Origin of the sequence: Micromonospora fluostatini (assembly GCF_050410825.1) — a bacterium.
GTDB classification, from domain to species: domain Bacteria; phylum Actinomycetota; class Actinomycetes; order Mycobacteriales; family Micromonosporaceae; genus Micromonospora; species Micromonospora rosaria.
The window spans coordinates 7,085,873-7,111,418 of record NZ_CP191251.1 but is presented as its reverse complement, the minus strand read 5'-3'; the positions used below and the strand labels follow the sequence as shown (position 1 = coordinate 7,111,418).

The window sequence follows — 25,546 nt, the reverse complement described above, 5'->3', positions numbered from 1 at the left end:
GCTTCGTGACGACGTGACACCGGCCGGACGGACGGCGGACGCCCCGGCGGGGTGATCCCGTCGGGGCGTCCGGGCCGGCGGGCTCACCCGCCGGGTTACTCCACGCGGTGCTCCTGCCCGCCGGGCTACTCGGTCGGCGGCAACGGCGACTGCCGGCTCTTCGGCAGCCGGAGCACCTCGAACTGGTCGGTACCGTCCACCAGCGCCCCGGAGGGAGCCGGCCGGGCCGCCGGCTCGGCACCGCCGTCGGTGGCCGTCGCGGCCGGCGTCCCCACCGGGGCCGGCGCGGTCGCCTCCGGCGCACCGGTCGGCCGCTCGCCGGTCGGCCGCTCCGTCGCCGGGCCCGCAGCCGGCTCCGGGCCGGTCCCGGCGGTTGCCGCACCGTCCTGGGCCGCACCCGCCGGGGCCGCACCGCCGCGGCGCCGCGCCCGGCGGGCCCGGAACGACTCCTTGGTGTGCTCCGCCATCGCGTACAGCGTCGGCACCAAAACCAGGGTCAGCAGCGTCGAGCTGAGCAGGCCGCCGATCACCACGATGGCCAGCGGCTGCGAGATGAAGCCACCCTCGCCGGTGAGCCCGAACGCCATCGGCAGCAGGGCGAAGATCGTGGCGACCGCGGTCATCAGGATCGGGCGCAGCCGCCGCCGGCCGCCCTCGACCACCGCCTCCCGGACCCCCATGCCCTGCTCGCGGTACTGGTTGACCAGGTCCAGCAGGACGATCGCGTTGGTCACCACGATGCCGACGAGCATCAGCACACCGATCAGCGCCGGTACGCCCATCGGGGTGCCGGTCGCCAGCAGCAGGCCGATCGCCCCGGTCGCCGCGAACGGCACGGAGACCAGCAGGATCAGCGCCTGGACCAGGCTCCGGAACGTCGCCACCATGATCAGGAAGACGATCGCGATCGCGGCCAGCACCGCCAGCCCCAGGTCGGCGAAGGCCTCCTCCTGGTCGGCGCTGACCCCGCCCAGGGCGAAGGTCGCCCCGGGCACGTCCAGCCCGTCCAGCCGCTCCCGCAGCTCCTGACTGGTCGCGCCGAGGTTCGAGCCGGTCGCCGTGCCGGTCACCGCGACGCTGCGTTCCCCGTCGATCCGGGTGATCTGCTGCGGCCCCTCCGACTGGGTGATGTCGGCGATGTCGTCCAGGGTGACCGGCCCGACCCGAAGCTCGCGCAACTCCTCGACGGTGGTCGGCGGGATGGCCCCGGTGGCGAGCACCACGGGACGCTGCCCGCCGTCGACCGACACCTGCCCCAGCGGGGTGCCCCGGTAGACCTGCGCCACCAGTTGACCGACCGCCGCCTCGGTGAGCCCGGCACGGGCCGCCGCGATCCGGTCGACCACGACCTCCACCCGGGGCACCCGCTCCGCCAGGCTGCTGGAGACGTCGGCGACGTCGGGCGTACCGGCCATCACCGTGCGGGCCTCCTCGGCCGCCCGCGCCAGCGTGTCGGGGTCCGAGGCCTGGACGATGACCCGGATCTCGTTGGCGGCGGCGCCGCCCTGCCCGCCGCCGAAGGTGATCTCCCCGGCGGCGGGGCCGAGGCCGTCGAACTCCTTGCGCAGGATCTCGCGCATCTGCGCGGCGTCGGTCTCGCCGTCCAGCGCCAGCGAGAAGGAGGCGGTCGCGTTGCCGCCGCCCCCGGCGAACGGGTTGTCGCCGCCGCCCGCCGTGACCTGGTAGCTCTCCACCCCGTCGGTGCGGGCCAGCACCGCCTCGACCTGGCGGGCGGCCTGGTCGGTGGCGGCCAGGCCGGTACCCGCCGGCAGCTTCTGGGTGATGTTCAGGGTGTCCTGGCCGGAGTCGTCCAGGAAGTTGGTCTCCAGCCGCTGGGCGAGCAGGAGCGTGCCGGAGAGCACGACCACGCCGGCCACCAGGGTGATCCACCGGGTCTTCCGGGTCCGGGTGGCGAAGTCGATGACCGGCAGGTACCCCCGCTGCAACGGGTTGCGCAGCTCCTTCTCCTCGGCGGCCCGGCGAACCTCGGCGTCGGAGCTGGCCGGCGGCTTCAGGAACCAGTACGCCAGCACCGGGATCACGGTCAGGGAGACCAGCAACGAGGCCAGCAGCGCCACCGTGACGGTGATCGCGAAGGGCGCGAAGAGCTGCCCGACGAAGCCGCCGACCAGCGCGATCGGGGCGAAGACCGCCACCGTGGTCAGCGTGGAGGCGGTCACCGCGCCGGCCACCTCGCGGACGCCGGTGAGGATCGCCTCCCGCTTCGGCTCGCCGTACTCCAGGTGGCGTTTGATGTTCTCCAGCACCACGATCGAGTCGTCCACCACCCGGCCCACCGCGATGGTCAGCGCGCCCAGGGTGAGCAGGTTCAGCGAGTAGTCCCCGATCCACAGGGCCAGCAGCGCCACCAGCACGGACAGCGGGATGGAGACGGCGGTGACCACGGTGGAGCGCACCGACAGCAGGAAGACCAGGATGACGATGACCGCCATCACCAGCCCGAGCAGGCCCTCCGTGCTCAGCGTCTCGATCGACTTCTCCACGAACGGCGCCTGGTCGAAGACCACCGTCAGGTCGGCCCCGGCCGCGGTCTCCAAATCGGCGAGCCGGTCCCGGATCTCGTGCGAGATCTCGACGGCGTTGCCGTCCGGCGCGGCGGTGATCGCGAGGCCGAGGCTGTCCTGGCCGTTGGTCCGGGTGAAGGCGGTGGGCGGGGCGAGCTGCTGCTCGACCGAGGCGACGTCGCCGAGCTTCACCGGCGCGGTCTTCGGCTGGGTCGAGACGAGCGCGATCCCGCGCAGGTCCTCCAGGCTGGCGATCGGGGTGCCGACCTGCACGGTCAGCGCCCTGGTCCCGTCGGTGACCGCACCCGCCGGCACCGCCACCCCGTTGTTCTTCAACGCCGTGCCGATCGCGGTCGGGGCGAGCTTGGCCTTGGCGAGCTTGGCCGGATCCGGGGTGATCACCACGACGTCGTCGCGGTCCCCGGTGACGTCCACCGACCGGACCCCGTCGATCGCCTCCAACTCCGGCACGACGGTGTCGCGGAGCCGGGCGGCCAGGGCCCGCTCGTCGCCGCCGGTGGTCGCGGCGATCACCACGGCCGGCAGGTCGTCGGTGCTCCCTGCGATGACCTGCGGGTCCACGTTCTCCGGAAGCTGCGAGTCGATCCGGCTCAACGCGGTCTGCATCTTGTTGACCACGTCGTCCAGGTCGGTACCGAACGCGTACTGCACCTGGACGGTGGCGAAGCCCTCGCGGGAGGTCGAGGTGACCTCCTCCAACCCCTCGATCCCCTGGAGGCTGTTCTCGATCGGCTCGGTGACCTGGGATTCCACGATCTCGGGCGCGGCGCCGGGGTACCCGGCCACGATGAACGCGGCCGGGAACTCCAGCGACGGCAGGAGTTGCTGCTTCAGCGACGGCACTGCGAGCGCCCCGAAGAGCGTGGTCACCACCGCGATGAGGGCGACCAGCCCTCGATTGGCGAGGCTGAATCTGGCGAGCAGCGACATCGGCGTGGCTCACTCCTGGAAGAAGGATGTTCGACAGAAGCAGTGTGCCCGACCCCGCCACCGCCACGGGCTGCGGGGCGCTCAGTGCACGGCGGCGTCCGCCACCGGGTCGGGGGCGATCCGCAGCGCGGCCACCAGGTCCCGGTAGAGCGCGTCCTCGCGGAGCAGGTCGCGGTGGCTGCCCACGGCCCGGATCCGGCCCCGCTCCATCACCACGATCTGGTCGGCGTCGAGGACGGTGGAGAGCCGGTGCGCGATGGTCACCACGGCGCCCACCGCCGCCCGCTCCCGCACGCAGCGCGTGACGGCCGCCTCGGTGAGCCCGTCGACCTGCGCGGTCGCCTCGTCGAGCAACAGCACGTCCGGGGTACGCAGGACGGCGCGGGCGAGCGCGATGCGCTGCCGCTCCCCGCCGGAGACCGACGTCGCGGTGAGCGGGGTGTCCAGGCCGAGGTCGAGCGACGCGACCCGGTCGGCCAGGTGCACCGCCCGCAGCGCCTCCCACAGTTCCTCCTCGGTGGCGTCCGGGTGGGTGAACCGGAGGTTGTCCCCGATCGTCCCGGGCACCACCGGGGCGTCCTGCTCGACGTAGGCCAGCCGGCCCCGGATCTCGGCCGGGCTGAAGTCGGGGTACGGACGACCGTCGAGCAGCAGGACGCCGTCGACCGGTTCGAGGAACCGCAGCAGCAGCGAGAAGAGGGTGGTCTTGCCGGCACCGGAGGGGCCCACGAGAGCGGTGTGGCCGGTGCGGGGGATCCGCAGGTCGATGTCGCTGACGGCGGGGTCGCCGCCCGGCGTGTACCGCGCGGTGACCCCCTGGAACACGAGCACCGGGTCGCCCCGGCGAGGCGTCGGCGCGACCGCCGGCCCGCCGTCGGGGGCGGGTCGGGTGCCCGGCGCGGCGGCCGGCTCGACCTCGATCGCCTCGATCTCCCGGATCCGGCTCGCCGCCGCGATCCCGGCCTGCATCGCGGTCAGGTTCTGGGTGAGTTCGCCGATCGGCCCCATGAGCTGGAAGGCGTACAGCAGGAAGGCGATCAGCGTCGAGACCTCGATCAGCCCCCGCTCGGCCCGCGCCGCCCCGAAGCCGAGGATGACGATGACGGCCACCTGGATGCCGGTCCAGGAGATCGTCCAGACCACGGCGGACCGCCGGGCGGCCCGGACGCTGTGCCGGGCGGTGTCCCGGGCGTACCCGGTGATCAACTCGGTCTGACGGGGCTCGGCCCGGCTGGCCTTGACGGTACGGATGGCGCGCAGCGCACCCTCCAGGGTGCCGCCGAGCCGGCCCACGGACTCCTGCGCCGCCTCCTGCGCCCGCCCGATGGAGGGCATGATCAGCCCCATCAGCACGGCCACCAGAACAACCGCGACCAGCGTCGCGCCCAGCAGCACCAGGTCGAGCACGCCCATCAGGACCAGCGTCCCGACCAGGGCCACCGCGCCGTTGATCAGGCCGACGACGCTGCCGGACGCCTCGTGCAGCAGAGCCGGGTCGGAGGTGGCCCGGGTGACCAGCTCACCGCCCGGTCGCCGGGTGAGCTGGTCGATACGGGCGGCGAAGTACCGCCGGACGATCGACACCCGGGCGTCGTACACCACCCGCTCGGCCACGGTGCCCATCAGGATCCACTGCCAGAGGCCGATGCCGGCCCCGACGACGACCAGGGCCAGCAGGACGAGGATCGGACGGGTCAGCGGCTCCCCGGCGCCGAGGGTGTCGAGCACCCACTTGGTCACCAGCGGGGTGGCCAGCCCGGCCGCGTTGGCGACCAGACCCAGCAGCAGGCCGAGCAGCATGGCCGGCCAGTGCGGGCGGAGCAGGGCGAACAGCAGGTGTCGTCGCGAGGTGGAGGCAGTCACCCCCGGAGTGGAACACGTACGTTCCATTCCGGGCAACAAAAATTCCAGAAAGGGGCGTTGCTAACCTGTCGCCATGGTCAGTTCACCGGAGAGTGGTAGCCGGACCCGCACCCGGCAGGCGATCCTCGACGCCGCCATCGAGGTGCTCGGCCAGAACGCCGCCGCCTCCCTCGGCGAGATCGCCACTGCGGCGCAGGTCGGCCGGACCACCCTGCACCGGTACTTTCCCGAACGGTCCGACCTGCTGGCGGCCGTCTCCGCCGAGGGCGCGGCCCGGCTGCGCCGGGCCGACGAACGCGCCCGCCTGGACGAGGGCACCGGCGCCGCCGCGTTCCACCGGCTCTGCACCGAGTACTTCGACCTCGGCGGGCTGCTCTCACTGATCTTCGCCGAGCCGCAACTGATCACCGACCCGCACTGGTCCGAGGAGGGCTGCGACGACGACTTCGTCGCGATGGTGGCGCGCGGCCACGCCGACGGCACCATCGACCCGGCGCTACCCGCGGACTGGTTGCAGAGCACCCTCTGGTCGCAGCTCTACGGCGGGTGGAGCTACCTGGCCGAACACGACATCTCCCGACACGAGGTGCTCACCCTGGTCACCCGTACCCTGACCAAGGCCATCGCACCCCCACCGCCCCACGATCGTGCATTCACCGCCCCGACATGAGGGGTGCCTGTCGGGTCGTTGACGGGCTGGCGTGGATCAGCGGTGACGGGTCGGCGTGGATCAGTGGATCAGGCGAGGTCCAGGGAGCGGGCGGCCGCCAGCGGGTCGTTGGCGATGGTGATCGGGGCCGGGGCGGTGGTGATGGCCCACTCCGGGTCCTTCAGGCCGTGGCCGGTGACCGTGCAGACCACCGTCGAGCCGGCCGGCACCAGGCCGGCCGCCGCCTGCTGGAGCAGGCCGGCCACGCTCGCCGCGCTGCCCAGCTCGACGAAGACGCCGACCTCCCGGGCGAGCAGTCGGTACGCGGTGAGGATCTCCCGGTCGGTGACCGCGGCGATCAGCCCGCCGGAGGCGTCCCGGGCGTCGACGGCCCGGGTCCAGCTCGCCGGGTTGCCGATCCGGATCGCGGTGGCGATCGTGGACGGCTCGGTCACCACCTGGCCGCTCACGATCGGGGCGGCGCCGGAGGCCTGGAAGCCGTACATCTTCGGGGCCCGGGTGGCGTTGCCGTCGCGCAGGTCCTCCGAGTAGCCCATCCAGTACGCGGAGATGTTGCCGGCGTTGCCGACCGGCAGGCAGTGGATGTCGGGGGCGTCGCCGAGCGCCTCGACGATCTCGAAGGCGGCGGTCTTCTGGCCCTGCAGCCGGTCGATGTTGACCGAGTTGACCAGGGCCACCGGGTAGTCCTGGGCGAGCTTGCCGGCCAGCGCCAGGCAGTCGTCGAAGTTGCCGTTGACCTGGAGCAGCTTCGCCCCGTGCACGAGCGCCTGGGCCAGCTTGCCCAGCGCGATCTTGCCCTGCGGCACCAGCACCGCGCAGGTGATCCCGGCGCGGGCCGCGTACGCGGCGGCGGAGGCGCTGGTGTTACCGGTCGAGGCGCAGATGATCGCCTTGTCCCCGGCGCCGACCGCCTTGGAGACCGCCAGGGTCATCCCCCGGTCCTTGAACGACCCGGTCGGGTTCGCCCCCTCGACCTTGAGGTACACGTCGCAGCCGAGCCGGGCGGAGAGGACCGGTGCCGGCAGCAGCGGGGTGTTCCCCTCGTGCAGGGTGACGACGGGCGTGGCGTCGGTGACCGGCAGCCGGTCCCGGTAAGCCTCGATCAGACCCCGCCACATGTCGCTCTCCTCGCTTCTCCCACCCCGCTGGCCGGGGGCGGTGCTCCTACCACCCCGCTGACCCGGGGACGTCTCCAGGGTGAACCAGCCGGCCGGACCGGCCGGCGGCACACCCAGCGTTACCCATCTGGCGGGACACCCGCCCGACGGGACCGTACCCGGCCGACGCCGGGTCCGCTCACACCCCGCCCTCGACCCGTAGGACGCTGGTCACCGAGCGGACGGTGTCCAGGCCACGCAGCTCCCGGACCGTGGCGGCCAGCGCCGCGTCCGGCGCCACGTGGGTCACGATGACCAGGTCGGCGTCCTCGCCCCGGCCGCTGCCGGCCTCCGCCGAGCCCTGCCGGACGGTGGCGATCGACACGTCGTGCCGGGCGAACACCCCGGCCACCGAGGCGAGCACGCCCGGCCGGTCGGCCACGTCGAGGCTGATGTGGTAGCGGGTGAGCGCCTCCCCCATCGGCCGCACCGACAGGTCGGCGTACGCGGACTCGCTGGCCGCCCGCGCCCCGGCGAGCCGGTTGCGGGCCACCGCCACCACGTCGCCGAGGACCGCGCTGGCGGTCGGCGCACCACCGGCGCCCCGGCCGTAGAACATGAGCTGCCCGGCCGCCTCGGCCTCCACGAAGACCGCGTTGAAGGCGTCGCCGACGCTGGCCAGCGGGTGGCTGAGCGGGATCATCGCCGGGTGCACCCGGACGCTGACCGTCTCCCGGCCCTGCGGGTCGGTGCCCCGGGCGGCGATGCAGAGCAGCTTGATGGTGCAGCCCATCGCCTTGGCGCTGGCCATGTCGGCGGCGGTGACCTCGGTGATCCCCTCCCGGTACACGTCGGCCGCGCCGACCCGGGTGTGGAAGGCCAGCGAGGCCAGGATCGCCGCCTTCGCCGCCGCGTCGAAGCCCTCCACGTCGGCGGTCGGGTCGGCCTCGGCGTACCCCAGCTCGGTCGCCTCCTCCAGCGCCTCGGCGAAGCCGGCGCCGCTGGCGTCCATCGCGCTGAGGATGAAGTTGGTGGTGCCGTTGACGATCCCGGTGACCCGGTTGATCCGGTCCCCGTGCAGCGACTCGCGCAGCGGGCGCAGCAGCGGGATCGCCCCCGCCACCGACGCCTCGTAGTACAGGTCGGCCCCGCCCTCGGCCGCCGCGTCGTGCAGCGCGCCGCCGTCCTCGGCCAGCAGGGCCTTGTTCGCGGTCACCACGCTCTTGCCGGCCCGCAGCGCCTCCACCAGCCAGGTCCGGGCCGGCTCGATGCCGCCGACCATCTCGACCACGACGTCCACGTCGTCGGACTTGATCAGGGCGAGCGGGTCGGTGGTGAACAGCGCCGGGTCGACCGGCAGGTCACCACGGTCCCGGCCGTGCCGGCGCACGGCGATGCCGGCGATCTCCAGGGGGGCGCCGATCCGCGCCGCGAGGTCGGCCGACTGCTCGTGCAGCAGGCGGACCACCTCGCTGCCGACGGTGCCGCAGCCGAGCAGGGCCAGGCGCACAGGTGACGTCATCCAACATCCAATGCCAGCAGGTCTTCTTCGGTCTCCCGCCGGACGATGAGGCGGGCCCGGCCTTCACGGACCGCGACCACCGGGGGCCGGGGGACGTGGTTGTAGTTGCTGGCCATGCTCCGGCAGTAGGCACCGGTGCCGGGCACGGCAACAAGATCTCCGGGCTGCACGTCGGCGGGCAGGAATTCATCCTTCACCACGATGTCCCCGGATTCACAATGCTTTCCCACCACGCGGGCGAGGATCGGCCGGGCGGTCGACTCCCGGGAGGCCACCGTCGCCGAGTACGAGGCGTCGTACAGGGCGGTCCGGATGTTGTCGCTCATCCCGCCGTCCACGCTGACGTACGCCCGGCGCGCGTCGGTGCCGTCCCCGTCGGTGCCGAGCAGCACGGACTTCACCGTGCCCACCTCGTAGAGGGTGAAGACGGCGGGGCCGACGATGGCCCGGCCGGGCTCGATCGACAGGTGCGGTACGGCGAGCTTCTCCGCCGCGCACTCGGCGTCGACGATCTTGCGCAGCCGCTTCGCCAGGTCCGCCGGGGCGGACGGGTCGTCCTGGGTGGTGTACGCGATGCCGAACCCGCCGCCGAGGTCCAGCTCGGGCAGCTCCACCCCGCGCGCGTCGCGGATCTGCGCCTGGAGGGCGAGCACGCGCCGGGCGGAGACCTCGAACCCGCTGGTGTCGAAGATCTGCGAGCCGATGTGCGAGTGCAGCCCGCGCAGCTCCAGCACGCCCTCGTCGATGATCCGCAGCGCCGCCGCGATCGCCGCCCCGCCGGCCAGCGAGAAGCCGAACTTCTGGTCCTCGTGGGCGGTGGCGATGAACTCGTGGGTGTGCGCCTCGACGCCGACGGTGACCCGGATCAGCACGGCCGGGCGTACCCCCCGCTCCCGGGCCAGCGCGGTGAGCCGTTCGATCTCGGTGAACGAGTCGACGATGATCCGGCCCACCCCGGCGTCCAGGGCCCGGGTCAGCTCGGTCACGGACTTGTTGTTGCCGTGGAACCCGATCCGCTCCGGGGGCATCCCGGCCGACAGCGCGGTGGCCAGCTCACCCCCGGTGCAGACGTCCAGGAACATGCCCTCCTCGGCGATCATCCGGACCACCGCGCGGCAGAGGAACGCCTTGCCCGCGTAGTAGACGTCCTCGGTCGGGAAGGCGGCCCGGAACTCCCGGCACCGGGACCGCAGGTCGTCCTCGTCGAGCACGTACACCGGGGTGCCGAACTCGGCCGCGATCTCGCGGACGCCGAGGCCCGCGACGGCGAGCGCGCCGTCGGCGGCCCGCGCCACGTTGCGCGGCCACAGTTGCGGCAACAGGGCGTTGACGTCGACCGGGGTACGCAACCACGCCGGTCCCCGACTGCCGAGGTCGCCGTGCAGCGCCCCGGCCTCGTGTGCCCGCATCAGCCCTGTCCTCCCATGGTGGTGTCCACGGCGCTCACATCCGTTCCGGAGCGGAGACGCCGAGCAGGTGCAGCCCGTTGGCGATCACCGTACGGGTGGCGTCGTTGAGCCAGAGCCGGGCCCGGTGCAGGTCGGTGACCTCCTCGTCGCCGCGCGGCAGGATCCGGCAGTTGTCGTAGAACCGGTGGTACGCCCCGGAGAGCTCCTCCAGGTACCGGGCCACCCGGTGCGGCTCGCGCAGCTCGGCGGCGGCGGCCACCGTGGCGGGGAACTCGGCGAGCGCCTTGAGCAGCTCGTTCTCCTTCTCGTGGGCGAGCAGCGCGGGGCGGAACGCGTCGGCGTCGCCCCGGGTCAGCCCCACCTCGGCGGCGTTGCGGCCGACGCTGGCGGTCCGGGCCGCCACGTACTGGACGTAGTAGACCGGGTTGTCCCGGCTGGCCCGGGTCCACAGCTCCACGTCGATGTCGATCGGCGAGTCGCTGGAGTAGCGGGCCAGCGCGTACCGGGCGGCGTCCACCCCGATCGCGTCGACCAGGTCCTCCAGGGTGACCACGGTGCCGGCCCGCTTGCTCATCCGCACCGGAGCCCCGTCGCGGAGCAGGCTGACCAGCTGGCCGATGAGGATCTCCAGGTGGACCTGCGGGTCGTCGCCGAAGCAGGCGGCCATCGCCTTCATCCGGCCGACGTAGCCGTGGTGGTCGGCGCCGAGCATGTACACCGCCCGGTCGAAGCCACGCTCCCGCTTGTCGAGGTAGTACGCGCAGTCGGCGGCGAAGTAGGTCCACTCGCCGTTGGACTTGCGCAGGACCCGGTCCTTGTCGTCGCCGAAGTCGGTGGTGCGCAGCCAGACCGCCCCGTCGCGCTCGTCCACGTGCCCCTGCTCCCGCAGCCGGGTCAGGGCGTGCTCCAGCTCACCCCGGTCGTGCAGGTCCTTCTCGTTGAAGTAGGTGTCGAAGTCCACCCCGAAACCGCGCAGCGAGGACTTGATCTCGTCGAACATCAACGCGACGCCCTCGACCCGGAACACCTCCTGGGCGGCGTCGTCGGGCAGCGTCGCCACCTCGGGACGCTTGGCCCGGACCTGCTCGGCGATCTCGGCGATGTACGCCCCGCCGTACCCGTCCTCCGGGGCCGGCTCGCCCTTCGCGGCGGCGAGCAGGGACCGGGCGAACCGGTCGATCTGGGAGCCGGCGTCGTTGAAGTAGTACTCGGTGCCGACCTCGGCGCCGCTGGCCCGCAGCAGCCGGCTCAGCGCGTCACCGACGGCCGCCCACCGGACCCCGCCGATGTGCACCGGGCCGGTCGGGTTGGCCGAGACGAACTCCAGGTTGATCTTCTGCCCGGCGAGGGCGGTGCCGTGCCCGTACGCCGGGCCGGCCTCGACGATCGACCGGGCGAGCAGGCCGGCGGCGGCGGCGTCCAGGCGGATGTTCAGGAAGCCCGGACCGGCGATCTCCACCGACTTGATCCCGGGTGTCCGGCCGAGCTGCTCGGACAGGTCGGCGGCCAACTCCCGTGGCGGCACCCCCACCCGCTTGCTGAGCTGGAGGGCCAGGGTCGAGGCGTAGTCACCGTGCTCGGGGTTGCGGGGTCGCTCGACCGCGGTCCGCTCCGGCAGGGCGGAGCGGTCCAGGCCCCGGGCGTCGAATACGGCGTGGGCAGCGGAGAGTACGGCCTCGGCTAGTTCTGCGGGAGTCACCGAACCATGTTATCGGGGGTAGACTCGGTCCCCGCGGCGGCGACCCGGAGCGGGGACCCGGCCCGCCGGCCCCCCTTGACCGACCGACCTGACGAGGCACGATGAGCATCAGCACCCCGGGCGGCAACCAGAGCCGTCCGTCCGTGGTCAGCACCGGCAAGAAGCCGGCGGCCGACCGGCCCGCCGCCGGCGCCAAGCCCACTGCCGGGGGCAAGTCCGGCGGGACCAAGCCGGGAGCAGGCAAATCGGGCAACCGGCCGGGCGGTGGCGGCAAGGGCCGCAAGCCGATCACCCCGGTCAAGGTCAGCCAGGGTCGCGCCTGGGGCCCGATCGCCCTCTTCGTCGCCGTCGGCGTCCTGGCGGTCTCGATCATCGGGTACGGCGCCTGGGCGTCGTTCCAGGGCTCGAAGCCCTGGGAGGAGCGCGCCGAGGCCATCGAGGGCATCGTCAACTTCCGCAAGACGGACCCCGAGCTGGTCAAGGGCGCCAACCACCAGGAGGGGCCGGTCCAGTACGCGCAGGCCCCGCCGGTCGCCGGTCCGCACAACAGCTCCTGGCAGAACTGCATGGGCGACGTCTACGACGCCCCGATCGCCAGCGAGCACGCGGTGCACAGCCTGGAGCACGGCGCGGTCTGGATCACCTACCGCCCGGACCTGCCGGCCGACCAGATCGAGAAGCTGGCCGAGCGGGTGCGCGGCAACGAGAAGACCTTCCTCAGCCCGTTCCAGGGGCAGGACCGGCCGATCTCGCTGCAGACCTGGGGGTACCAGCTCAAGGTCGACAACGCCGACGACAGCCGGATCGACGACTTCATCAAGACGCTGCGGGTGAACGCCTCGATCGAGGGCCCGAACGCGCTCTGCTCGGGAGGCATCACGGCGACCGGCAACGCCCCGCGCGACGGTGCCCAGATGCCGCAGACGCAGGGCTGACCAGGGAGACGAGCTGATGACCGCACCCACGATGGCCGACCGCGCCGACGCACCGGCCCCGGCCCCCACCGAGGGCGGCCGGGCGAGCGACCGTCGCTTCGGCACGCTGGCGCTGGCCGCCGCCGTCGTGGTCGGGCTTCTTCTCGGGTACGTCGGCGGCCTGTTCACCCCGACCCTGACCCGCCCGGGTGACACCTCCGTGGAGGCCGGGTTCGCCCGGGACATGACCACCCACCACGCCCAGGCCGTGCAGATGGGGCTGGCCGCCTACCAGCGGGGCAGCGACCCGGAGGTACGCCAGATCGGCGTCGACATCGCCCTCGCGCAGCAGGGTGAGATGGGCACCATGCAGACCTGGCTGCGTTCCTGGGGGCTGGACCCGTCGGGTTCGCAGCCCCGGATGGCCTGGATGGCGGGCGGGCAGGAGATGGTCAAGAACGGACTGATGCCCGGCATGGCCACCCCTGAGCAGATGGCCCGCCTGGAGGCCGCGCAGGGCCGCGAGTTGGACGTGCTCTTTTTGGAGCTGATGATCACGCACCACACGGGCGGTATCCACATGATCGACGGGGTGCTCGGCAACAGCGACGAGCCGGACGTCGTCCGGACCGCCCAGACCATGAAGAACACCCAGCAGAGCGATCTGGTCAACCTGCGCAACGCCCTGGACCGCCTGCGCGCCTGAGCCCTCCCCGCAGCCGCCCGGACAAGGGTGGTGGCGACCCAGCCGGGTCGCCACCACCCTTTGCCTTTGCCCCGTCCCCTCCTTCTCCGCGCACCCCTGGTGATCAAGATTCGCCCGCCAGGTGGTGGTATGTGGCTTTTTGGACGCTTTGCGGCTTCCGGGGGATTGTCGTCGTTAGGGGTTTTTCTACCTACATATCGTGACCAGGAGTGATTCGGGCTCGTTGCGCAGGACGTGGGGGTTGCACTCAGAGACGCGCGCCGGTCGGTGACCAGTTGGTGCCGGCGGCACACCATCGGCGGTGACGGGACGGTGGCAGCCGTCCGTCGCGGACATCGGCAGGGCGAACCGGGCACGCTCAGCCGCGACCAGGAACTCGAGCTGATCGACATGCTGCGGGGCGTCCACCCCGACGAGTTCGGGCTCGACGAGGAGCTGTGGACGCGGCAGAGCCTCGCCACGCTCGTCCAGCGGCGGTACGGCCTCCCGTTGGACCACGGCGCGGTCGGGGCGTACCTGCGGGCCTGGGGGCTGGGGCCACGCGAGCCCCGGGAACGGGCCTGCGGGCTCTGCGTCGGCGCGGTCGAGCGCTGGGTACGTCTCGAGTACCCGTCGATCACCCGGGCCGCCCAGGACCACCTGGCCGAGGTCTACTGGATCGGCCGGGTACGCCTGCGCGGCACCATGCCGGCGGCCGACGTCCTCTCCGCCGTGTCGTCGCGGGGCCGGGTCCGGTTCATGATCACGACCCCGTCGGTCGACCCGCCGCTCCCCCGCGACTTCGTGCTGCGGCTCAGCGGCGCCGAGGAGCACCCGGTGCACCTGATCGTCGACGGCTCCTGGCCGCGCAACGAGTGGCCCCGCCGGCTGCCCCGCCGGATCGCGCTGCACCCGCTGCCCAGTTGCGGGCGGGCCCTGGCCGCCTGAGGGCACCGATCCGCCGGCGTGGCCCGGCCGGGACCCGGTCCCGCCGGAGCACGCCGCCCCGCCAGCCGGGGCCGTCCGCCCTGGTGGGTGGCCGGGCACCGACGACACGCGTCGATCACGGGATACCGATTCGGCGATCCGGGGGGCGGTTTGCTAGTCTTCTCCCGTCGCTGAGCCCCCGTAGCTCAGGGGATAGAGCACCGCCCTCCGGAGGCGGGGGCGCAGGTTCGAATCCTGCCGGGGGCACATCGCAGATCCATAGAATGTCGCCCCGGCGCTCGCGCCGGGGCGTTTTCGCATGTCGGCGCGGACCGCCCCGCTGAGCCGACCCGCGCCGGTCCGCCACGAGCCGCCGCCCCGCCGACTCCGCCGAAATCGCATCGCGCCTCCTCGCGCCACTCCAGTACATTGTTTAGGCAACTTAACGTCGGTAAGTTACCTTCTCAATGTTCAGGAGGCGTTGCGTGGCTACCTCCGCTCGGCACTGGTGGGTCCTGGCGACAGCGGGATCGGCGCAGTTGATGGTGGTGCTGGATGCCACGGTCGTGACCATCGCCCTGCCCTCGGTCCAGCGGGACCTGGGCCTGGCCGACGCCTCCCGAAGCGCGGTGGTCACCGCCTACGCGTTGGCGTTCGGCGGGTTGCTGCTGCTCGGCGGACGCATCGCCGACACGGTCGGGGCGCGCCGGGCCTTCGTGGCCGGGCTGGTCGGATTCGCGCTGGCCAGCGCGCTCGCCGGGCTGGCCCCCACCCCGGGGCTGCTGTTCACCGGTCGGGCCGCCCAGGGCGGGTGCGCCGCCCTGCTGGCACCGGCCGCCCTGGCGATCATCTCGGCGGCGTTCACCGAGCCCCGGCCGCGGGGCATCGCGTTCGGCGTCTACGGCGCGCTCACTGGGGCGGGGGCGGTGCTCGGGCTGCTCCTCGGCGGGGCGCTCACCCAGTACCTCGACTGGCGCTGGTGCCTTCTGGTCAACGTCCCGATCGCGGCCATCACGCTGATCGGGGCCGCCACCGTGATCCCGGCACACCCCGGCCGCCGGGTACGGCTCGACCTCGCGGGCGCCGCCACCAGCGCGGCCGGCATGACCGCCCTGGTCTTCGCCCTCACCGAGGTCCCGGACCGGGGTTGGGTCGACCCACTCGTGCTCACTCCGCTGGCGGTCGGCGCGCTGATGCTGGTGCTGTTCGCCGTCGGGCAACGGACGGTCGCGCAGCCCCTGCTGCCGCTCACCGTGCTGCTCGACCGGGTCCGGGGCGGGGCGTTGCTCGCGATCGGGCTGCCGCAGGTCGCGCTCTTCGGGTTCTTCCTGGTGCTCACGTACTGGTTCCAGCAGCTCCTCGGCTACTCACCGGTCCGCGCCGGGCTGGCGTTCCTGCCCCTCGCCCTGGCGATCGCGGTCGGATCGACACTGATCGCCGGTCTGCTCACGGCGCGACTGACGACCCGCGCCCTGGTCGTCCCCGCCCTCGTCGTGATGGCCGCCGGGATGGTGCTGCTGGTCGGCCTCACGCCCGGCACGCCGGGGCTCTACCTCACCCGGATGCTGCCGGCGGAGATCCTGATCGGTCTGGGTCTCGGCTGCGCGATCACGCCGGCGGTCGCCGCCGCGACCAGCGGTGTCGGCGGTGGGGACACCGGCGCGGCGTCGGCCGCCGTCAACGCCGTGACCCAACTCGGCGGCTCGATCGGCACCGCGCTGCTCAACACCGTTGCCGCCACCGCCGCTGCGGCGGCGCTGCGGGCGGCACCCGACCGGACCACCGGGGCCGACGCCACCGTCGCGGGTTTCGACGCCGCCCTGCTGACCGCCGCGGCGGTCCTCGTCCTGGCGGCCGGCGTCGTCGCCCTGGTCATGCCCGGCGGTCGCCGGTCGGGGCCGGCACCCGACGTCGGGCCGGGCCGACGTCCCGCCGCCTCACTGTGACCGCAGCCGCCGGACCACGCCGGTGAGGCGGGCCCGGGCGTGGGCGAGTCGCCGGGCGTCCCAGTCGGCGCGGGACAGCGGGTCGGCGAGCCGCCGGTCGACGCCCTCCGCCCAGCCGGCCAGCACCGCCGCCAGGGCCCGGTCCTGCTCCGCGATCTCGTGCAGCACCCGGAGCCGGCGGAAGGAGAGCCGGTCGACGGCGCCCGTGGTGTCGCCGCCGATCGTGGCCGCGACCTCCTCGGTGCGCCCCAGCACCGACGCGACGGCGAGGGTCTCGAACAGCGAGCTGCCCCCGCCCTGCGGAGCCGCGAGGAACCGCTCGGTCGCCGCCGCCAGCGGACGCCGCCGCCAGTCGCTGTGCGGCAGGTGGTGCAACCCCCAGACGACCGAGGCGGCATGGGCCAGGTTCGGCGCGACCGGTGGCGCCGCCCGGGCGGTCACCGCGAAGCCGGCCACGCGCAGGACGTGGCAGACGTGCCCGATCTCCGTCCACTGGGTCCGTTCGTCCAGGACCACGGAGCTGCCCAGGTGCTCGTCCACGGCCGTGTTGATCGCCGCCGCCAGGTCGTCGGCGTGCCGGGGCGCGTGGTCCAGCACCAGTTCCAGCAGGACACACGCCCGGCGCAGGCCCACGTGCCGGACCACGTGGGCGGGCTCGAACCCGCCGAGCGCCTCCACCAGGGCGGCGCAGCCGGCCTGGTCGCCGAGGTCGTGCAGCGTCCCGGCCAGCTCGACGGCGGGACCGAGGTCGCGGGTGAGCCCCGCCCGGACGCGGGTCGACAACCGCCCCCGGTCGATCTCCCGCACCGCCCGGTCGGCCCAGCTCGTGTTCCAGATCACCAGCGTCCGCAGGATGTCCCGCAGCGCCGCCGGGCTGCCGGTGATGCGGACGAGTTGCAGCCGGACGTCGAAGACCGTGGACGTCCAGGAGGCGTCCGGGTGGGTGGCGACGACGCCGATCGCGGCGAGGTGGCGGGCCGCCGCGTACTGCACGGCCGGCGACTGGAGGGCCTGCAGGTCGGAGAGGAAGACCCGGCGCAGGACCTCGTCCTCCCGGAGGTGGTCGTACAGGTCGCGGCCGAGGCCGTCCTCGACCCGTTCGAGGGCGCTGAGCAGACCGGCGCCGGCGGTGGGCGAGTCGAACATCGCCCGCCGGGTCTTGTCGACCAGCAGGCTCTCCTCCTCGTCGTCGTCGCGGCGCACGACCCGGTCCGCCAGGGCGCCCACCATCGACCGCACCCGCGCCGGGTCGATGTCGCGCAGGATGCTCAGCGCCTGGGTCAACTGCTCGCCGTTGCCGGTGCGGGCCAGCCGGCTCACCCACGCGTGGCGCTCCCCCATGGAGCGGTCGGCGGCGGCGACCAGGTCCCGGCCGCCCTGGTGCTGGTCGGCGTCGGCGAGGGTCCGGGCCACCTCGCGGCAGCACTCGGCGGCGGCCAGCAACGGGGCCGCCGCGATCGGGCGGAGGAAGGCGGTCATGTTGAACTCGCGGCTGTACTGCGCCGCGGCGGCCGGGTACAGGGCCCGGCCGAGCCGGTGGAACTCCGCCTGCGCCTCCGGGGACGCGAAGGGCCCCATCCCGTCGAGCACGGTCCGCACCGGGATCCGGGCCCGCAGCCGGACGAGGAAGTCCGGCCCGATCTCCGGGTCGGCGCCGACCTGGAGGGCGAGCCGGGGGCCCCAGGGCTTGTGACCGCCGGAGATGGCCTCCGCGACGGCGTCCAGCACCGCGTCGAGCAGCGACCGGCGGAACGGCACCTGCGCTTCCCACAGACCTTTGAGCAGGTAGTACTTGACGGAGGGCCGGGGGTCCTTGATGAGCAGCCGCAGGGCGTTCTCCTCGCCGAGCTGCTCCCCGAACAGTCGCGCGAACCCGTGCGAGTGCACCATGTAGATGTCGTCCACGGCGTGCGCCGCGGAGAGCAGCATCCCGGCGCCCTTGGCGTCGGCCAGCTCCATCACCCGCCGCGCGAGCAGGTCGGCCAGCTCACCGTCCGGCGTCTCGGACCGCAGGCTCGAGTAGAGCAGCGAGTGCGCGGCGCGCAGGTACACCGCGCTGACGCTGCGGACGAGGTCTGCCGCCTCCATCGGCGAGGCCTCCCGGAGCATCTTGCGGACCCCGTCGAGGAACGGGTACCGCTGCTCCGTCCGACGCCGGGCGTCCTGTCTGGACACCCGCTTGAACAGTTCGACGGCGTAGAGCGGGCCGAAGGCCCGCAACTCGTCGACGGCCCGGGTGAAGTCGGCGATCGTGGTGTGCCGCAGCGCGGTGGTGAACCGGTTCTCGTACGTCTCGAGCAGCAGGTCCCAGTCGTCGCGGCGCAGGTACCGGCGCAGGATGAGCCAGCCGAGCACGACCGGGAACCCGACGTCGTTCGGTGGCTCCGCGTCGAGCACCGCCTGGACCGCCGGCTCCTGCTCGACGGGGAAGGTCAACTGGTCCCACCGCAGGGTCCGCTCGGCCCGCGCCTGGAGACTGCGCACCCGCCGGATCAGGTAGTAGTCGTCGGCCCGGGACGGCTGGACGCCCGGCAGCACCTCCACCACCCGCTCGACGACGAGCCGCCGCAGCTCGGGATCGTGGAAGGACTCGGCCCGGCGCAGCAACTGGAACCGCTCGTCCGGGGTGCCGGAGCCGGCGCTCAACGCGTCGGCGACCTGGTCGTGGATCCACCCGCTGATCGCCGACCACTGCGGCCTGATCTCGGACAGGTACGACCGCAGGCAGCGCAGCACGACGAGCAGTTCGCCGATCACGAACCGCTCGGTACGCTGCGGCAGCCGCTCCGTCAGCCGCGCCACCACCCGCCGGACGACCTGGTCGCCGAGCCCGACGTGCAGCGAGGTCAGCAGCTCGGCCAGCCGCGCCGAGTGCACCTGCTCGATCCACTGCGGCAACGAACCGTCCCGCCAGGTGTGGTCGACCAGCTCGGCGCAGAGCGGGCCGCGGTACAGCCGCACGCCGCGCAGGCAGGTGACCACCTCGGCGGAGCCGCTCCGCAGCAGCTCGGCCAGGTCGGGCTGCATCAGCTCGACCATCAGCGCGTCCAGCGCGCCGAGGGACCGCCTCCGGTTCCCGCGCGCCGGCTCTCCGTCCACCGGCTGGAGCTCGCGGTACCCCTTCAACAACGCCCGGCAGTCCTCGGGGCCGGGTATCCGGAACCGGCGACCGGTGAAGTCGGTCTCGATCCCGAAGGCGTCCCGGGTGTCCGGGTCGAGACCGGCGATCGACGTCTCGGCGACGCCCCACCGCGCCAGGCTCCAGGCCGCCGTCACCGCGACCGCCCGGCGCTCCGCCTCGTCCAGCGCCCGGAGGCGGGCGACCAGCGGGGCGTCCCCGGTCTCCGGCTCGGTGTCCACCGCCCCGGTCTCCGGGTCGCCGGTCCTGAGCATGGCCTGGAGCAGCCGGCGCAGGTCCCGGGGCGGCCGGGGCCGGTCCAGCTCCGCCAGGCCCCGCTCCCGGTCCAGCAGGTCCGGGTGCCGCTCGGAGAGCCACACCACGAACTCCCGTAGCGCCTGCGGGCCGACCACGGCGGTGACCACGTTGACCGAGTTGGTCTGCCACTCCTCGACGGAGTTGACGTCGTACTGGAGGACGGCCAGCACGGACGTGCTCAGGTTCCGCGCGAGGTGGGACAGGAGTTCGTCGACGTTGCCGTCGCCGACCGGGTACAGCTCTTCGAGGACGAGCAGGCGGCGCTGGTCCGGTGCCGCCTCGTCCATGCCGAGCGCGTGCCGGCCGACCCGGACGGCCAGTTGCCGGTTCGGCAGCTCGTGGGTGGTGCTGGCGACGACCCGGACCAGCGGGGGACGACGCTGGGCGGCGAGCCGGGCCGCCAGGCGGCGGACGATGACGCTCTTGCCGCTGCCCCGGGTGCCACCGAGCACCGCGACCCGGTTACGTCCCTGGTAGAACATCCTGTACAGCGAGGTGACCTGGGCGACGTCCGTCTCGGGGACGAGCAGGTTGGCCGGGGTCTGCGTCCAGTCCACCGGCACCCAGCCCAGCCGCAGCAGCTCGGCCCTGTGCTGTCCGCGCTGCCAGGCCGCCCACGCCCCGCCCCACACCAGCAGCGCCGCGCCGGCCAGGTCGCAGTCGTGCTCCGGGCCGGTCGACGACGTGCCGTCGGCCCGCTTCAGCAGCCAGCCCTGCCCGGTCGGGACGAGCAGGTCGCACTCCAGGTGGGCCAGGGCCCCGACGCAGGCCGTGATCTCCGCGTCGGTCAGCGGGCGGAAGAGGCCGTCGGCGTCGCACTCTCCCACGGCCACCAGGTTCGCGGCGGGCCCGGCCAGCCCGGCGACCCGGCCCAGCGCCCGCAGGGCCGCCAGCAGCCCGAGCCGTTGCGGCGCTGCCGGCCCGGCCGGCCACAGGAAGCCGCCGTCGAGCGTGCCGTCGATCTCCTCGGCCGCCAGCGACTCGAACTCGGCCAGCGCACGACGCACCGCCGCCCGCACCGGGGCCGGGTCCGGGGCCAACTCGGCGGCCGGCCGGAACATCGGGTGCGCGGCGGCGGGCGCGTCGCCCGGCCAGAGCGTGCCGGCCACGACGTCACCGTCCGCCGTCACCAGCGGCAGGGTCGGGTTCCCGGGCTGCCCCGGCGCACCCCGGCCGACCGGTCGCAGGTCGTCGCCGAAGGCGAGCAGGTCGAGCACCGTCTCCTCGCCGAGGAGGCCCGCCACCTCGGTCGCCGCCGCACCACCCGCGCCGGCGGACCGGTCGGGGTCGGGGCCGGCGGAGCCGTCGGGATCGGCGGGATCGGCGGGATCGGCGGGATCGGCGGGGTCGGGGTCGGTGGGGACGTCGGGGGTGGTGGGCACGTCGGGCGTGGTCGCCGCGTTCAGCACCGCCGACAGTCCCGACGTCCCTTCGGCGACCAGCCGGCCGGGGATGCCCGTTCGGCGGCCCCGCAGCGCCGCGCCGATCCGGCCCAGGTCCTCGTCGCGCAGCAACCGCACCTGCTCGCGCAACGGCCCGGTCGGCGGTTCCGCCCCGGTGGCCGTGGCCTGTAACAACAGCAGGTACGCGAGGGCCAGGTCGCGGTCCTGGTCGGGGGTCGTCCGGGGGTCCATCAGGTCCGCTCCCCCTTCCCGGCCGGGTCGCCGCCCGCCTCGTCGGCGGCGGTCAGCGCGACGGCCGCCAGCCCGTCCGGCGTCGCGACCACCAGGGTTCCGCCGGCCAGTCCGCTGCCGACCGGGGCGGCGTCCAGCGGCCAGCGGTCGCCCGGCCCGGGCCGCCTCGCGTCGTGCAGCTCGATCCAGCCGGACCGGGCGTCGGACCCGCCGCCGACCACCACCCACCGCTCGTCCACCGCGACGCAGCGGACGGCCCCGGTCCGCTGCCGCCGGGGCACCGTCCGGCCACCAGCCGGCAGGTTCAGTCCGCCGTCGGTGCCGACGACCACGCAGGCGCCCCCGTCGCGGGCGGCGGCGAGCAGCAGCGGGGCGCTCCCCGGGCCGACCGGGGACGGCTGCCGGCCGCCGGCCGCCGAGAGGTTCCAGCGCCAGATGCGACCGCCGATGTCCACCAGCCACAGCACCGGTTCCTCGACGACCCCGGCGAGGTCCGCCGCGACGATCTCGGCGGGCAGCGCGCAGTGCCGCACGGCCGACCCGGCGACCACGTCGACGACCCGCACGGCCTGACCGTCCACGCACACGACCAGGCCGCTCGGGTGCGTCACCGCGACGGTCGCCGGGCCGAGGGCTCGCGGGGGCTCGTCGGCCACCGGCCCCCAGCAGCGCACGTCCCGGTCGGCCCGGACCGCGACGGTGACCAGGCCGGCCACGCTCAGCGCGGCGGAGACGCCGGTCACCGGGGCACCGCCCCCGGGCACCGGCGGCCACTGCGGTACCGGCGCCCCGCTGCTGCCGTCCCACCAGGCCACGGTCCCGTCGTCGTGCGCGGTGACGAGGTACGCCCCGGCCGGGCCGGCGAGCGCCATCCGGGTCACCGGCGCGCGGTGACCGGCCGCCGCCACCCGGACCGCCCAGCGGCACCGCGGGGTGCCGGGCCCGCCCGCCGCCCCGGCCGTGGCGGCCAGCCGGTCCAGGCCGTGCCGCCGGGCCAGCAACCCCAGCAGGAACGCCCGGTCCGGCCGGTCGGCCCGGACCGGTACGCCCGCCCAGGTGGCGACACGTCGCTGCCCGTCGGGTCGGCCACGCACGGCACGCAGGCTCCGGGTGACCTCGGCGGGTGGCGCGGCCAGCAGCAGGTTCGCGTCGTCGAGCAGGTCGGCGTAGCGGCCGTGCGCCTGGGCCGCCGCGCCGAGCAGGATCGCCGCCATACCGGGGTGCACCCCGTCCCACCCCGCCCCGTACCGGTCCCGGGCCTCGTCGACCAGGTCCCGCACGAGACGGTCACCGGTCGCGGTGAGGTCCACGGCGCGGGCGGCGAACCGGGGTCGCCAGGCGCGCTCGCCCTGGTCTCCGCGCCGCTGCGCGAGGAAGGCCGAGGCGCGCGCGGCGAGGTCACCCACCTGTTCCCCGGAGCAGGGCGTTGCGTACGCCCGGCGGGCGACGCCGGCCCAGACCGACTCGGGCAGCCAGCCCTCGACCGAGTACGCGCAGGCCGCCGCGAGGCACTCCACGAGGTGGTCGGCGTGCCGGCCGGCGGCACCGGCGGCCACCGGGGTCATCGCCGACCGGCACAACGCCTCCAGTACCCGGTTGGCGGCGAGATCCGCCGCCTCGTGCGCCGCCCGGAGCGGCCGGCCGGCCCGGCGGACCTCCCGGAGCAGGGTGTCGACCGCCGTCGCGGCGGCGGAGAAGCTGCCCAGGCAGGTACCCGCCAGCTCGGTCGCCACCCGGGTCACCTCCCGGCGGGCGGTGGCACCGGCGGCGGTCAGCCCGTACTCCAGGCGCAGCAGGACGTACCGCGCCACCACCGACGCCTCGTCGTCGGCGGCGACCGCCACCCGCTCGACGCCCTCGAACGCCGCCGGGTCGGCGTCGGGAACGACGACCAGCCGGACGGTCCCGGCCAGGGGCAGCAGGAGCTGACCGGTCAGGGCGGCCGGGTCCGCCGCCCGGTCCAGGTTGTCGACCAGGACCGCCGGCCGGTGACCGAGGGCGGCGACCCGCCCGACCAGGTCCGTCGCGGTGCCGGCGGGCAGGTCGAGCCGGCGGGCCAGGTCGGCGGCGGCCTGCTCGACGGTCAGCCCGGCGGCGTCGAGCCCGACGACGGCGAGGTCGGTCTCCGGCAGGTACCCCTGGCGGGCGACGACCGGCATCGCGTCGCGTTGTCGCTGCGTCGCGGTGGTCAGCAGCCGCGCCAGCACGGCCGTCCGGCCGGTGCCGGCCGCGCCGGTCAGCAGCAGCACCGGCGGCTCCGCCGGCCCCCCGGTCAGGTGGCGCACCAGCCGCTGGAGGAGTTCGTCCCGCCCGGTGAAGTACCAGCCGCCCTCGTCCGGGTCGGTGACGCCCCGGGCCGGCGCGCTCCACCGGCGCTCGATCCAGTCCGGCACCGTGACCGGCATGTACCGGGGGTTCGGCAGCGCCCGGCAGTCACCGGCCTCCCGCCCGACAGCGACCCAGGGGCGCTGCTGGAGACCGGACATCAGATCCGCCGCCGCGTCGATGGTGGTGCTCGGGTCGAGGTACTCGGCGCGCAGGTCCTTTCCGGCCGCATCGTGCAGCGCCGTGGTGAACGCGGGGGCAAACACCATCTGCTGGGCCTCGTCCGTCCGGCGTGCCGACGCCAGCACCCACACCCCCGTCGTCGCCCCGGTCTCCAGCGACACGTTGAACGACCTGGTGAGAGCCTCCCGTGCGCCGTCACCGGCGAAGCACGCGTCGAGGATCAGCACCACCTGTGTGACGCCCTTACCCTGGGCGAGCAGGGGCTCCAGCAGTTCCTCCGGCCTGACCCACTCGTTCGGGCTCTCCTTGTTGGGCGTCGGCGGGACCATCCGCCACCCGGACCCGGCGAACGGGAGTCCACCGTGGCCGGTGCAGTAGAGGACGAGGGTCGACTCCTCCTTCTGCTCGGCCTCGGGGTCGTGCTGCGACGCCCACCCCCACAGCTCCTTGACAAGGTCCCGGTGGGTGAGGTCGGTTCCCGCGCCGAAGAGTTCGACGAGGCCGAGCCCGGCCAGCGTCGTCCGCATCGTCCGGGCCTCACGGGGTACGTGGTCGAGGTCGACGAACTCCCCGTTGCGGAAGGGGCCGTCGGCGGAGTACGTCGACACCGCCGAGATGGCGAAGTAGCCGCGCGGCACCGGATCACCCCCGTTCGCGTAACGCCGTCTTCATCGCGGTGGAGGTGTGCACGTTCTGGAGGTAGACCGTGGCGCTGTGCGCGGTCCGCCGTGAGTTGCTGGCCAGCCGGTCGGTGATCGGCCCGACGAAGAGACCGTCCAGCGTCTTCACCGTCGCCACCGCGTCCTCCCGGGCCGCCACGTTCACCCAGGTGTGCACGCCCGGCCAGGGCGGCAGGGTAGCCCCGAGGTCGGGGTGCAGCGCCTTGCGGATGCCCCGGAAGCCGAGCGGCGAGCCGATGGTGACCAGGGTCGACACCGTCGGCGTCGACTGCCGGCACAGCCAGTCGTACGCGACGACCGAGCCCAGCGAGTGGGCCACCAGTACCCGGGGCTTAACCCGCATCGCCTCGGTCAGCTCCGCCAGCACCCGCTCCCGGAAGTCCGCGTCGCCGAGGTACCGGCCGACCTGCTTGACCAGGCGGATGACGACGCCGGACGCCCCGTCGAAGATGCCGTGGCGCTCGATCCGCCGGACCGCCCCCTGGACCCGCTCCGGCACCCAGAGCTTGGTCGGCGCGGCGGGCTCGGGGCGCTCGACCTCCTCGTCGGCCGTGGCGTCCGCGATGGCCAGGAACAGTTCCCGCTCCAGCCCGGTGTCGAGGTCGGCGGGCCGGTACGCGGCGTCGAGCCCGGCCTTCCCGTCGTTGTAGAGATGGCCGTAGTACGCGCACTCCACCTCGACCTCGTCGGCCCCCCCGGCGCGGACGTTCTGCAGGCCGCGCACGATCGCCGACCGCCAGTCGTCCCGCATCTGCTGCCGGGACCGGCGGTTCATGAAGATGCCGTGCACAGCCACGATGTCAGTCACGCGACAAGCCCCTTCACAGCAGCGATGCCACGGTCGGTTCCGCGATGGCACGGTCTTTGTTGCCGATGGCGCGGTCTTTGTTGCCGATGGCACGGTCGGTTTCGCCGATGGCACGGATCACGAGGTTTCGGGACGGGACCGAACTGTAGCGCACCCCCGGTAGCCCCGCTCCGAATCGGATTCCGCCGGGTCGACGGGTCCCCCGACGACCCGCCGCCCGACACGGGGACCAGCCGGTCAGGACGCTCCCGGTCGTGCCGGCGGCCCACCGG

General features: G+C 74.0%; 14 protein-coding genes and 1 tRNA gene. 6 read left to right on the top strand and 9 right to left on the bottom strand.

Features of this window, described 5'->3' with window-relative positions:
• Positions 1 to 125 precede the first annotated feature (125 nt).
• Positions 126 to 3,476, bottom strand: a complete 3,351-nt coding sequence (locus ACQUFX_RS31765; protein WP_428963814.1) for an efflux RND transporter permease subunit — start codon at positions 3,474 to 3,476, stop codon at positions 126 to 128.
• 81 nt (positions 3,477 to 3,557) lie between these two features.
• Positions 3,558 to 5,339, bottom strand: a complete 1,782-nt coding sequence (locus tag ACQUFX_RS31760; protein WP_428963813.1) for an ABC transporter ATP-binding protein — start codon at positions 5,337 to 5,339, stop codon at positions 3,558 to 3,560.
• A gap of 73 nt (positions 5,340 to 5,412) precedes the next feature.
• Here ACQUFX_RS31760 and ACQUFX_RS31755 point away from each other — a divergent pair, with 73 nt between their 5' ends.
• Positions 5,413 to 6,009: a TetR/AcrR family transcriptional regulator gene (locus ACQUFX_RS31755; RefSeq protein WP_428963812.1), complete on the top strand. Its 597-nt coding sequence runs from the start codon at positions 5,413 to 5,415 to the stop codon at positions 6,007 to 6,009.
• Between the two features lie 68 nt (positions 6,010 to 6,077).
• Here the strand turns inward: ACQUFX_RS31755 and thrC are convergent, their stop codons facing one another.
• The 4 genes from thrC to argS all read right to left on the bottom strand — a co-directional run bounded on the left by thrC (position 6,078) and on the right by argS (position 11,736).
• Positions 6,078 to 7,127: a threonine synthase gene (gene thrC, locus ACQUFX_RS31750; protein ID WP_428963811.1), complete on the bottom strand. Its 1,050-nt coding sequence runs from the start codon at positions 7,125 to 7,127 to the stop codon at positions 6,078 to 6,080.
• 178 nt (positions 7,128 to 7,305) lie between these two features.
• Positions 7,306 to 8,616, bottom strand: coding sequence for a homoserine dehydrogenase (locus ACQUFX_RS31745; RefSeq protein ID WP_428967139.1), 1,311 nt, complete (start codon positions 8,614 to 8,616; stop codon positions 7,306 to 7,308).
• 8 nt (positions 8,617 to 8,624) lie between these two features.
• The gene (gene lysA / locus ACQUFX_RS31740; RefSeq protein ID WP_428963810.1) at positions 8,625 to 10,037 is read right to left on the bottom strand and encodes a diaminopimelate decarboxylase; all 1,413 of its coding nucleotides are present in this window, start codon (positions 10,035 to 10,037) and stop codon (positions 8,625 to 8,627) included.
• A 34-nt stretch (positions 10,038 to 10,071) separates the two neighbouring features.
• Positions 10,072 to 11,736, bottom strand: a complete 1,665-nt coding sequence (argS, locus tag ACQUFX_RS31735) for an arginine--tRNA ligase (RefSeq protein WP_428963809.1) — start codon at positions 11,734 to 11,736, stop codon at positions 10,072 to 10,074.
• Positions 11,737 to 11,837: 101 nt separating this feature from the next.
• Here argS and ACQUFX_RS31730 point away from each other — a divergent pair, with 101 nt between their 5' ends.
• From ACQUFX_RS31730 to ACQUFX_RS31710, 5 genes are all read left to right on the top strand, one after another.
• On the top strand, positions 11,838 to 12,671 hold the full coding sequence (locus ACQUFX_RS31730) for a DUF3105 domain-containing protein (RefSeq protein WP_428963808.1): 834 nt from the start codon (positions 11,838 to 11,840) through the stop codon (positions 12,669 to 12,671).
• Positions 12,672 to 12,687: 16 nt separating this feature from the next.
• Complete coding sequence (locus ACQUFX_RS31725) at positions 12,688 to 13,356, top strand: DUF305 domain-containing protein (RefSeq protein WP_428963807.1); 669 nt, start codon at positions 12,688 to 12,690, stop codon at positions 13,354 to 13,356.
• A gap of 234 nt (positions 13,357 to 13,590) precedes the next feature.
• Positions 13,591 to 14,283 (top strand): winged helix-turn-helix domain-containing protein, encoded by a 693-nt coding sequence (locus ACQUFX_RS31720; protein WP_428963806.1) that lies wholly within the window; start codon positions 13,591 to 13,593, stop codon positions 14,281 to 14,283.
• Between the two features lie 174 nt (positions 14,284 to 14,457).
• Positions 14,458 to 14,529, top strand: a tRNA-Arg gene (locus ACQUFX_RS31715).
• 218 nt (positions 14,530 to 14,747) lie between these two features.
• Positions 14,748 to 16,208: an MFS transporter gene (locus ACQUFX_RS31710; protein ID WP_428963805.1), complete on the top strand. Its 1,461-nt coding sequence runs from the start codon at positions 14,748 to 14,750 to the stop codon at positions 16,206 to 16,208.
• Here ACQUFX_RS31710 and ACQUFX_RS31705 read toward each other — a convergent pair.
• From ACQUFX_RS31705 to ACQUFX_RS31695, 3 genes are read right to left on the bottom strand one after another with little or no spacing between them, the layout of a single operon-like run.
• Positions 16,200 to 21,278, bottom strand: a complete 5,079-nt coding sequence (locus tag ACQUFX_RS31705) for a hypothetical protein (RefSeq protein WP_428963804.1) — start codon at positions 21,276 to 21,278, stop codon at positions 16,200 to 16,202. The two genes, ACQUFX_RS31710 and ACQUFX_RS31705, sit on opposite strands and share 9 nt — an antisense overlap.
• Entirely contained in the window at positions 21,278 to 24,424 is a 3,147-nt protein-coding gene (locus ACQUFX_RS31700) for a hypothetical protein (protein WP_428963803.1), read from the bottom strand. Before ACQUFX_RS31700 ends, ACQUFX_RS31705 begins: the two co-directional genes overlap by 1 nt.
• Before the next feature lie 4 nt (positions 24,425 to 24,428).
• Positions 24,429 to 25,274, bottom strand: coding sequence for a lipase family protein (locus tag ACQUFX_RS31695; RefSeq protein WP_428963802.1), 846 nt, complete (start codon positions 25,272 to 25,274; stop codon positions 24,429 to 24,431).
• Positions 25,275 to 25,546: the final 272 nt, after the last annotated feature.